Raw genomic sequence first — 10,677 nt, 5'->3', positions numbered from 1 at the left:
CGGTGATCCCGCCACCGGCCGCCGCGCTGCGCAGCCATGCTCGGCAACAACGGCGCCAGCCGAGACCACTCCGCATCAGAGAGATCAACCGCCATGAGGGAGAACACTACCGCCCAACAAGATCCGTCAGACAGGCCCTAGAAGTCGCCCTCGGCCACCTGGAACACGGTCAGGCCCAGGGAGCGCCACATGCGGACCACCTGGCGGCGATCGTCGAAGACGCCCACGACGTGGTAGCGGCTGCGGATCTCCTTGTCGAAGATCTCGGCCTTCACCACCGAGTCGCGGCGCCGGTCGCCCGTCACGCGCATGAACAGCGCGCGGTACGGGACGCCGACGTGTTTCGCCAGCCACGCCTGCGTCGCCTCGCGGCAGTCGTCCGAGCGGCCCGAGCAGAAGACCACCTCGTGGCCCGCGGCGTGCATGGCGCGTACGGCGGTGATCACCGGGGCGTTCGGCCGGTCCTGCGACACGCGGGACATGTCGTACGGGCTGCGGCCGTCGAACAGCGCCACCGTGCCGTCGATGTCGACCAGGACCGCCCGCGGCGCGTCCGGCGGGGGCTCGTAGGGGGCGCCGTGGGCCGGGTCGATGACCGGCAGCGGCAGGGGCAGGGCGCGGCCCGCGAGGTACCGCCGATGCATCGAGCGGATCACGTCCTCCCCGACGTGGCCGTCGCCCCCGCGCAGCGCGTCCCGGCGGATGCACTCCTCCACCGCGACGTCGGTGAAGTCGCGCACCGTGAAATGCGCCCCGCACTTGGCCGCGAGCTCGGCGAACTCGCGCACCACCCGGCCGCGCAGGTTGGTGTCGTCACAGACCACGTCCGCGCCCGCGCGCAGGAGGCCCTCGACCGCGGCGTGGTGCGCGAGCGTGACCTCCCGCTCGGCGCGGCCGCTCCGGTCCGGGTCCTCGACGCGGCCGCCGTGCAGCATGCGGCGCAGGTCGTCGCGGTTGACCCGGACCAGGTGCGGCTGCTGCTGCTTGGCCCAGGTGGTCTTGCCGGAGCCGGGCAGACCCCGGGTGATCGTCAGCGTGGCCATCTACGAATCCTCCACGGCGGGCTCGCTCACCGGCGGGCGCACCCGCTGCCACAGCAGCGGGGTGTAGTCCTTGCCGTCCAGGCGCAGGAACAGGCAGCCGCGGCGCGGGTCGCGCGCCACGGCGAACGCGAAGTCCTTGCGCGTCCAGCCCGGCGCCAGCCCGGCCACGATCGCGGCATACTCCCGCTCCACCTCGGCCACGAGCCCGTCGACCTGTTCGGCGAGGCCGGCCGCGATCCCGGTGGCCCAGGCGTGGAACTCGTCCGGCAGCGGCTCGAGCAGTTCGTCGAGGACGCCGTTCACCATCGCCTCCCACACGACGCGTGGGTTGAGGCCGGTCACGATGCGGTGCAGCCGGACGTACTCCGAGTATTTGATCTTCACCCGGGTGTCGGGCCGGGTGAAGTGCACGACCAGCCCCTCCCGATTGTCGCGCGGCGGCGCCGCCAGTGCCTCGGCCAGGGTCGTGTAGTGCAACGTCTCGACGACCGGCCCGGGCCAGCCGGGAACCGCCTCGGGGCCGTGGCTTCGGCCGGTCGCGATCTCGACGGCGCCGAGCAGGACGAGGTCGTCCAGGCCGCCGTAGTCGAGCACGATCCGGTTGGCCGGGTAGATGATCTCGAACAGCACGGTGTGCCCGGCCGGCGGCGTGAAGCGCCCGGCGTACCGCGAAAGCCATACCCGCGTCGCGTGCCGCGCCTGCTCGGAGTCGAACGAGCCGCGGGTCGCCACCGCCCAGCCGTCCGGGGTCGGGACGAGCACACCAAGGGAGCCGTCCGCCTTGTCGGTCACCGAGACCGGGGCGTGCGGATCCAGGTCGGGGGCACCCGGCTGGCCGTGGTTGAAGAACTTCGCGAACGGCCGCGCCAGCACCGTGCCCGTCTCCGCGTGCACGACGAGCCCGCGGCAGGCCAGTGTCGCCGTGTTCCACACGTTGTCGTACTGCGTCTTCTCCGTGTAGTTGTGGATCAGCAGCGGCAGTGAGGGGTGGCGCTGGGTGCGGATGTACCCGCCGCCGATCATGTCGGCCAGCAGCTTCGGATCGCAGAGTTCGTTGATATGCAGGCTCATAGCGCGCTACAGCGTAGGTGAGCCACGCCGAGTGCCGCGACGCTATTGCGGGCACCTCGATGTGCCTGCCGGCCGGCATCCGCCGAGCGGGCCGGGCGGCTGATCGGGGCGGGAATGCCGACGGGGGTGCGCGCGTTACTGATACCGGTCGAGGGGCCGTGACAGGTTCATGGCAGACTTGACCGACGGCCAACTCAGGTTCCGGTTCACGCCCGCGTCCGGGCGACCCGGCGACCGACTGATCGAAAGGACCGCGGCCATGAAGCCGGACATCCACCCGGAGTACGTGACCACCGAGGTCACCTGCTCCTGCGGCAACATCTTCACCACCCGCAGCACCGCCAAGGGCGGGCAGATCCACGTGGAGACGTGCTCCGTCTGCCACCCGTTCTACACGGGCAAGCAGCGCGTGCTCGACACCGCGGGCCGGGTCGCGAAGTTCCAGCAGAAGTACGCGAAGGTCCAGGCCAAGAAGGCCGGCAAGTAGCTGCGTTTCCGGCGCCCGCACCGTGTCCTCGAGGCATCGGTGCGGGCGCTGATTCTGTCCGGGTCCGAAATCTCCTGGTCTGTGTGAGGAACTGACGCGATGAGCACCGACACCAGCGGGCAGCGGCTCGCCACGCTCCTGGCGGAGTACCAGGAACTCGAGCGGAAGCTGGCCGACCCCGGCATCCACGCCGACCAGGCGCTGGCCCGCAAGACCGGCCGGCGCTTCGCCGAGCTGTCGCCGATCGCCAAGACGGCCGCCGACCTCGAGCAGGTCCGCGACGACCTCACGGCCGCGCGTGAGCTGGCGGCCGAGGACCCGGCGTTCGGCGGGGAGGCGGACGAGCTGGAGGCGCGCGTCCCGCAGCTGGAGGAGCGCCTCGCCGAGCTGCTCGCCCCGCGCGACCCCAACGACGCCAAGGACGTGATCCTGGAGATCAAGGCCGGCGAGGGCGGCGAGGAGTCGGCGCTGTTCGCGAGCGACCTGCTGCGCATGTATCTGCGCTACGCCGAGCGCCACGGCTGGCTCACCGAGGTCCTCGACTCGCAGGAGTCCGACCTCGGCGGCTTCAAGGACGTCGCGGTCGCGATCAAGACGCGCGGCATTCCGGACGGCGGCAACGGCGTGTGGTCCCGGCTGAAGTGGGAGGGCGGCGTGCACCGCGTCCAGCGGGTGCCGGCCACCGAGTCGCAGGGGCGCATCCACACCTCCGCGGCCGGCGTGCTCGTCACGCCCGAGGCCGAGGAGACCGGCGAGATCGAGATCGACCCCAACGACCTGCGCGTGGACGTGTTCCGCTCCTCGGGGCCGGGCGGGCAGAGCGTCAACACCACCGACTCGGCCGTGCGCATCACGCACCTGCCGACCGGGATCGTCGTGTCCTGCCAGAACGAGCGGTCGCAGCTGCAGAACAAGGACCGCGCGATGCGGATGCTGCGCGCGAAGCTCGTCGCCCTGGCCGAGGAGCAGGCGGCCGCGGCGGCCGGCGACGCGCGGCGCTCCCAGGTGCGCACGGTGGACCGCTCGGAGCGCATCCGGACGTACAACTTCCCGCAGAATCGGATTTCCGACCATCGGATCGGTTACACCGCGTACAACCTGGATCTCGCTCTGAGCGGCGATCTCGACGGGGTGCTGGATGCCCTGGCAGAGGCCGACCGCAAGGCCCGGCTCGCGGGTGAGGACCAGCTCAGCCGGGGGTGACGGGGGTCTAACGCGGATGTCACATTCCGGAAACGGTGCGGCGGCACGCTGGTCTCCGGTAGCGTTTCGTGCCGAACGACCAGCACCCAACGTGATTGCTGACACTATCCGGGAGGGTAGTCATGCCGTCGTCGTCCCCCGTTGACATCTCGGCGGCTCCGCGCGCTGTGGTGAGCACCGCCGCGGAGCTGATCTTCAAAGTGGGCCGATCGGTGCTGGGCGCCGACCGCGTGCCGACGGCGAAGGCGAACGCGTGGGCCGCGGTCTGCGCCGACCAGGAGCGCGCCCGGATCCGCGAGGAGGACGCCCGGGTGCTGCTGACGTCCCTCACCCGCTGAACCGCCGACGAACGGCCTCCTGCGCCCGCTAGGGGGCCGTTCGCGGGCGCGGGGTCTTGGCCCGCAGCATCGCGTGGTCGGCGGCCTCGAAGGCCTGTGCGACGCTCTGGAAGCCCTCGCCGGCCAGGCCGGCCCATCCGATCGTCACCCCGACCGGCGTGCCCGGCACCAACGACTGCCAGTCCTCCGCGGCCACTGCGGTCTCGATCCGGCGGGAGATCTCCCGGGCCTCGGCCGCCGACGTCGTCGGGAGCACCACCACGAACTCGTCGCCGCCGTAGCGGGCCACGAAATCACCCTTTCGCATGACGCGGTTGAGCACCCCGGCCACCCGCTGCAGGACCAGGTCGCCGGACAGATGCCCGTGGGCGGTGTTGACCTCCTTGAAGCCGTCGAGATCACAGACGCCGATCGCCGCTTGGCCGCCGGCCGCGACCAGCTTGGTGATGTGCTCCTCGAGGTAGCGCCGGTTGGGCAGCCCGGTGAGCGGGTCGGTCTGTGCCTCGCCCCGGTGGAAGTTGACCTTGCGGACCAGGTCCTCGTGGTCGACCAGCGCGGCGACGCCGTCGACGAACAGGTCGCGCAGCAGGTCGAGTTGCTGGTTGGCGGCCCGGTAGGCACCGCGGTCCGCATGGTATGCCGCGCGGTAGTCCCCGGCGCCCAGGTGCGCCAGCGCGCGCAGCCGGTGCCGCTCGGCCGCGCCCAGCGAGTCGTCGCTGACCTGCGCCGTGTCCAGCCGGGCGACCGCCTCGATCGGCCGGCTCTCGGCGATCGCCTGGCAGACCGCGCCGAGGGTGCGCAGGTCGCTCGCGCGGGTCGAGAGCCCGGCCGACTCCAGCAGCGGCCACGGGTCGATGTCGGGCGGCGGGAGCCCCAGCGTGCCGAGGCGCACCAGCGCGTATCCCATCGCGCCGCGCGCCACCGGCCGCAGCCGCCCGATCTCGTCGTCGCGCACCCGGCGCTCCAGGTCGATCGTGATGTCGCGCAGGATCCGCAGGCACCCCTCGCTGTCCCCGCGGTGGTCCAGGTCCACGGCGAGGCGCAGGCGGATCTGCGGCGCGGCGAAGTCGGCGCTCGCCGTCGCCACCCCCACCTGCTCGGCGACCTCCCGGGCGCGCTCCATGGCGGAGAGGGCGTGGCCGTGAAAGCCGGTGTACGAATACGCCATCGCCAGGTTGTGCCAGCCCCACGCGGTGTTCTCGTCGGTGAGCTCGACCGCGGCGAGTGCCCGGGAGCCGTGCACCAGCGCGCGCACGCAGTGGTCGAGCGAGCCGGCGCGCAGGGCCACGATCGCGGCCAGGGCCTGCAGCTCACCGTACTGCGCGGGGTCCTGCACCTGCCGGGCGGCCGCGAGCCCGGCGTCGAGCACCGCGGCGTACTCCTCGAAACGCCCGAGGTTGATCAGCGCGATCAGGCGCAGCTTCAGCGCCTCGACCCGCTCGTGCGGCGACTGGTCACCCTCCAGCACCCGGTCGACGACCGTCATCGCCTCGCCGAGCCGGTCGTCGAAGATCAGCCGGCGGGCGCGCTGCAGATCCGACGTGCGATCGCCCACCGCCATCTGGACCCCCCTCCAGCGCGCCCCATCATTATGAGGTGCACCGAGTCGAAGATGACATGCCGGAACACCGGTTGCCCAAGCTTTCGGAGTTGATCACAGCGGCCGCCGCGACCCTGGCCCGCGCCGGCGTGGCCTCCCCGCGCGTCGACGCCGAGCTGCTGGCCGCCCACGTGCTGGACGTGCCCCGCTCCCGCCTGCTGACCGCCACCGTCACCGGCGCGCAGGCCGAGGAGCTCGACCGGCTGGTGGCCCGCCGCGCGGCGCGCGTGCCGCTGCAGCACCTGACCGGCACGGCCCCGTTCTACGGCCTGGACCTGGCCGTCGGCCCGGGCGTGTTCATCCCCAGGTTCGAGACCGAGCTGCTGGTGGAGTGGGCGCTGGCGCGCCCGGGCGGCTGGGACGGGGCCCGGCGCGTCGTCGACCTGTGCTCCGGCTCGGGGGCCATCGCACTGGCCGTCGCCACGCGGCGTCCCGAGGCGCAGGTGTACTGCGTGGAGCGCTCCGAGCGGGCGCTGCCCTGGCTGCGGGAGAACGTCTCCCGGCTGGCACCGCGGGTCCGGGTCGTCGAGGCCGACGTGACCGACGGATCGCTCCTTTCCGATTTGTCCGGCACGGTGGATCTGGTGCTCTGCAACCCGCCCTACGTCCCCGAGGCGACGAGGGTCGACGTCGAGGTGGCGGAGCACGATCCGCACGACGCGGTCTTCGCCGGCGACGACGGCCTGGCCCTGATGCCGGCGATCGCCCGCACGGCGGCACGCCTCCTGCGACCCGGTGGCCGGCTGGCCATCGAGCACGACGACACCCAGGGCGAGTCGCTGCCGGCGCTGCTGCGCGCCACCTCGTTGTTCGACGAGGCCGAGGATCATCGCGACCTGGCCGGCCGCCCGCGCTTCAGCACCGCGAGGCGGGTGGCAGACTAGCTCCTCGTGATGCTCTACGACTGCAGCCGGCTCGCCGAGCGCGAGCGCGGCATCGCCGCGGCGATCGAGGCCGTGGGCCGCGGGGACCTGATCGTGATGCCGACCGACACGGTGTATGGAATCGGCGCGGACGCGTTCAAGTCCTGGGCCGTGACGGCGCTCAACAACGCCAAGGGGCGAACGACGCCGGTGCCGGTGCTCGTCGGCTCGCGGCACACGCTCGACGGGCTGGTCTTCGGGCTGCCGCAGGCGGCGCGCGACCTGGTCGACGCGTTCTGGCCGGGTGCCCTGACGATCGTGGTCGAGCACGCCCCGAGCCTGCAGTGGGACCTGGGCAGCACCGACGGCACCGTGGCGGTGCGCATGCCGCTGCACCCGATCGCCCTGGAGGTCCTGCGCGAGACCGGCCCGATGGCGGTGTCCTCGGCGAACAAGCACGGCCAGCCGCCGGCCGAGACCGCGGCCGAGGCACGCGAGCAGCTCGGCTACTCGGTGAGCGTCTACCTGGAGGGCGGCCCCTGCCCGGAGCCCGTCGCCAGCACGATCATCTCGCTGGTCGGCAATGAGCACCGCGTGCTGCGCACCGGCGCGATCCCGATCGAGAAGCTGCGCGAGGTCGTGCCGGACCTCATCGAGCTCGAGCCCTGATGGCGCCGTTCAGCGTCCTGTGCGTCTGCATGGGCAACATCTGCCGGTCGCCGATGGCCGAGCGGCTGCTCGTCGCCGACGCGCTGGCGCTGGGCGGCGACTCCGACCGGCTGTATGTCCATGGCGCCGGCACCGGCGGCTGGCACGCCGGCGCGCCGATGGACCCGCAGGCCGCGAAGCAGGTTCTCGCCCGCGGCGGCGACGTGTCCGGCTTCCGGGCGCGCCGGCTGCTCGCCGAGCACGTCGACGCCTCGGACCTGATCCTGACCGCGACCATCGAGCAGGTCGACTTCGTCACCGAGCTGCGCCCGGACGCGGCCCCGCGCACGTTCGTCTTCGGCGAGTTCGGCCGGCTCATCCGCGGCGTCGAGCCGCCGCGCGATCGTGCCGGCCTGGCTGTCTGTCCAGACGTGTATGAGCGAGGCGTCGCCCTGGTCGAGGCGGCCGACGCGGCGCGGGCGGGGCGGCCCCCGGTGCCGTCGGACGAGCTGGACGACCCGTGGGGCCGCCCGGACGCTTATTTCAGCCGCGTCGCCGACGAGATCCACGCCACCACGAAGCCGCTGGCCGAGGCGCTGTTCGCCGCCTGATCGCGCCCGGGACCTCAGCGTTGCGCCGAGCGGGCGATGTTGCGCGCCATCCCGCCGAAGACGAACGCGTGGAACGGTGCCACCGCCCACCAGTACGCGTGGCCGGCCAGGCCGTGGGGCAGGAACACCGCCCGCTGCTCGTAGACGGCCCCGCCGCGTTCGTCCGCGCGGGCGCGCATCTCCAGCCACGCGCGGCCAGGCAGCCGCATCTCCGCGCGCAGGCGTAGCAGCGAGCCGGGCACGATCTCCTCGACCCGCCAGAAGTCGAGGGCCTCGCCGACGTACAGGCGCTGCGGGTGGCGGCGGCCCCGGCTCAGCCCCACGCCGCCGGCCAGGCGGTCCAGCCAACCGCGGACCGACCACGCGAGCGGGAACGAGTGCCAGCCGTTCTCGCCGCCGATCGCCTCGATGACCCGCCAGAGCCGGTCCGGCGGGGCGGAGACGTCGCGGGCGCGCTCGTCGCGGTACACGGTGCCGCCGGACCACGACGGGTCGGTCGGGAGCGGGTCGCTGGGCGCGCCGGGCAGGGCGGCGTCGGCCCACCGGGTCTCGACCTCGGCGTCGCGGACGCGGCGCAGCGCGAGCGTCACGGCGGCGTCGAAGCCGGTCAGGCCGTCGTGCGGGTCGGGAACGTACTCGGCGATGTCGTGCTCGTGGCAGACCGCCTCATGGATCAGGCTGCCGACGAGCGGGCGCGCGATCCGGTTCGGCACCGGCGTCACCAGACCGACCCACTGGGATGACAGCCACGGCGTGAGCGCGCGCACCGGCACGAGGATCCTGCGCGGCAGTCCGGCGATCCTGGCGTAGCGCTGCATGAGCTCGGCATAGCTGAGCACGTCCGGCCCGCCGATGTCGAAGGCCCGGTTGACCGGCGGCGGGAAGATCGTGGCCGCGGCGACCAGGTAGCGCAGCACGTCCCGGACGGCGATGGGTTGGATCCGGTTGCGCACCCAGGCAGGCGTCACCATGACCGGCAGGCGCTCGGTGAGGTACCGCAGCATCTCGAACGACGCGGACCCCGACCCGATGATGACCGCGGCTCGCAAGACGACGGCGGGCACCGCGCAGCGCAGAAAGATGTCGCCGACCTCCCCGCGTGAGCGCAGGTGCGCGGAGGCCCTCCCGGAGGATGGCACGGGGCCGCCGAGGTACACGATGCGCTCGACGCCCGCCGCCTCGCAGGCGACGGCGAAGTTCAGCGCGCTTCGCCGGTCGACCTCCTCGAAGGCGTCCCGGCCCAGGGCGTGCACGAGGTAGTACGCCACCTCGATGCCGCGCAGGGCCTCGACGAGCCTGGCGTCCCCGGCGTCCCCGGCCACGTCGCCCTCGGTGATCTCGACGTCGCGTGCCCACGGCACGTCACGCAGCCGGCGCGGGTCGCGGGTCAGGCAGCGCACCTCGTGGCCGGCCGCCAGCAGGCGGGGGACCAGGCGCCCGCCGACATACCCGGTCGCGCCGGTCACCAGACATCGCATGACTTCATGCTTACCCTGCGCAATCGGACCCTAGACTCATTTCATGGGCGACACGTACTGGGGACCCGACTTCGCCGCGCTCCAGGCCACCGACCCGGAGATCGCCGACGTCGTCCTCGCCGAGCTGCGGCGCCTGCGCACCGGCCTGCAGCTGATCGCGAGTGAGAACCTCACCTCGCCGGCCGTGCTCGCGGTGCTGGGCTCGACCCTCACGAACAAGTACGCGGAGGGCTATCCCGGCCGGCGGTACTACGGCGGGTGCGCCGAGGTGGACCGGGCCGAGGCCCTGGGGATCGAGCGGGCCAAGGCGCTCTTCGGCGCCGAGCACGCCAACCTGCAGCCGCACAGCGGGACGAGCGCCAACCTGGCCGCGTACGCCGCGCTGCTCATGCCCGGCGACACGGTGCTGGCCATGGAGCTGCCGCACGGCGGGCACCTCACGCACGGCAGCAAGGTCAATTTCTCCGGCAAGTGGTTCAACACGGTCGGATACCCGGTGCGCAAGGACGATGAGCTCATCGACTTCGACGAGGTGCGCGCGCTGGCCCTGGCGTACCGGCCCAAGATGATCATCTGTGGGGCGACGGCATACCCGCGGCTGATCGACTTCGCCCGGTTCCGCGAGATCGCCGACGAGGTCGGCGCCTACCTGATGGTCGACGCGGCGCACTTCATCGGCCTCGTCGCGGGCGGGGCGATCCCGTCGCCGGTGCCGCACGCCGACGTGGTCTGCGCGACCACGCACAAGGTGCTGCGCGGCCCGCGGGGCGGGATGATCCTGTGCCGGGAGAGCCTCGCGCAGCGCATCGACAAGGCGGTGTTCCCGTTCACGCAGGGCGGCCCGCTCATGCACGCCGTCGCCGCGAAGGCGGTCGCGCTGAAGGAGGCGGCGCAGCCCGCGTACGCCGACTACGCCCGCCAGGTGGTGGCCAACGCGAAGGCGCTCGCCGAGGGCCTGGAGAGCGAGGGCATGCGGCCCGTCTCCGGCGGCACCGACACCCACCTGGCGCTGATCGACCTGCGGGCCCTGCGGATCACCGGGCGCGAGGCCGAGGAGCGCTGCGACGCCTCCGGGATCACGCTGAACAAGAACGCCATCCCGTACGACCCGGAGAAGCCGATGACCGCGTCGGGCATCCGCGTCGGCACCCCGTCGGTGACCACGCAGGGCATGAGGGAGCCCGAGATGCGGCGCATCGCGGCGCTGATCGCCGCCGCCGTGCGCGGCGAGCCGGTCGGCGAGCGGGTGCGGGAGCTGACCGCCGCGTTCCCTGCGTATCCCTCCCCGTGACGAGTGAGCGGCTTGCGCACCTGCCCGCCGAGTCGTACGCCGAG

Annotated in this window: 11 protein-coding genes; 7 read left to right on the top strand and 4 right to left on the bottom strand. The window is 72.7% G+C overall.

Annotation, left to right across the window (positions count from 1 at the left end):
- Positions 1-137: 137 nt before the first annotated feature.
- Positions 138-1,043: an AAA family ATPase gene (locus AB0367_RS12850; RefSeq protein ID WP_366226407.1), complete on the bottom strand. Its 906-nt coding sequence runs from the start codon at positions 1,041-1,043 to the stop codon at positions 138-140.
- A complete protein-coding gene (locus tag AB0367_RS12845; protein WP_366226406.1) occupies positions 1,044-2,114 on the bottom strand; it encodes an RNA ligase in 1,071 nt (356 codons plus the stop codon).
- A gap of 259 nt (positions 2,115-2,373) precedes the next feature.
- On the opposite strand from AB0367_RS12845, the gene rpmE reads away from it, so the two are divergent.
- The 3 genes from rpmE (at position 2,374) to AB0367_RS12830 (ending at position 4,142) form a co-directional block, all read left to right on the top strand.
- Positions 2,374-2,601 (top strand): 50S ribosomal protein L31, encoded by a 228-nt coding sequence (gene rpmE, locus AB0367_RS12840; protein WP_366226405.1) that lies wholly within the window; start codon positions 2,374-2,376, stop codon positions 2,599-2,601.
- A 99-nt stretch (positions 2,602-2,700) separates the two neighbouring features.
- Positions 2,701-3,804: a peptide chain release factor 1 gene (gene prfA / locus AB0367_RS12835; protein WP_366226404.1), complete on the top strand. Its 1,104-nt coding sequence runs from the start codon at positions 2,701-2,703 to the stop codon at positions 3,802-3,804.
- Positions 3,805-3,926: 122 nt separating this feature from the next.
- Entirely contained in the window at positions 3,927-4,142 is a 216-nt protein-coding gene (locus tag AB0367_RS12830; RefSeq protein WP_366226403.1) for a hypothetical protein, read from the top strand.
- 28 nt (positions 4,143-4,170) lie between these two features.
- On the opposite strand, the gene AB0367_RS12825 is transcribed toward AB0367_RS12830, so the two are convergent.
- Positions 4,171-5,703, bottom strand: a complete 1,533-nt coding sequence (locus AB0367_RS12825; protein ID WP_366226402.1) for a GGDEF domain-containing protein — start codon at positions 5,701-5,703, stop codon at positions 4,171-4,173.
- Between the two features lie 56 nt (positions 5,704-5,759).
- Between AB0367_RS12825 and prmC the strand changes: the two genes are divergently transcribed.
- Genes prmC through AB0367_RS12810 form a run of 3 tightly spaced genes read left to right on the top strand, consistent with a single transcriptional unit; the run spans position 5,760 to position 7,864 of the window.
- On the top strand, positions 5,760-6,626 hold the full coding sequence (gene prmC, locus AB0367_RS12820; protein WP_366226442.1) for a peptide chain release factor N(5)-glutamine methyltransferase: 867 nt from the start codon (positions 5,760-5,762) through the stop codon (positions 6,624-6,626).
- A gap of 9 nt (positions 6,627-6,635) precedes the next feature.
- Positions 6,636-7,274, top strand: coding sequence for an L-threonylcarbamoyladenylate synthase (locus tag AB0367_RS12815; RefSeq protein ID WP_366226441.1), 639 nt, complete (start codon positions 6,636-6,638; stop codon positions 7,272-7,274).
- A complete protein-coding gene (locus AB0367_RS12810; RefSeq protein WP_366226401.1) occupies positions 7,274-7,864 on the top strand; it encodes a phosphotyrosine protein phosphatase in 591 nt (196 codons plus the stop codon). Before AB0367_RS12815 ends, AB0367_RS12810 begins: the two co-directional genes overlap by 1 nt.
- A 14-nt stretch (positions 7,865-7,878) precedes the next feature.
- Here AB0367_RS12810 and AB0367_RS12805 read toward each other — a convergent pair whose 3' ends face one another.
- Positions 7,879-9,342 (bottom strand): SDR family oxidoreductase, encoded by a 1,464-nt coding sequence (locus tag AB0367_RS12805; RefSeq protein WP_366226400.1) that lies wholly within the window; start codon positions 9,340-9,342, stop codon positions 7,879-7,881.
- Between the two features lie 43 nt (positions 9,343-9,385).
- Here AB0367_RS12805 and glyA point away from each other — a divergent pair, with 43 nt between their 5' ends.
- A complete protein-coding gene (gene glyA, locus AB0367_RS12800; protein ID WP_366226399.1) occupies positions 9,386-10,633 on the top strand; it encodes a serine hydroxymethyltransferase in 1,248 nt (415 codons plus the stop codon).
- Positions 10,634-10,677 lie beyond the last annotated feature (44 nt).

It is taken from the genome of Dactylosporangium sp. NPDC051484 (assembly GCF_040689395.1).
Lineage (GTDB): Bacteria > Actinomycetota > Actinomycetes > Mycobacteriales > Micromonosporaceae > Dactylosporangium.
Note: the sequence above shows the minus strand (reverse complement) of the source record. Positions and strands in the feature narration are given on the sequence as shown.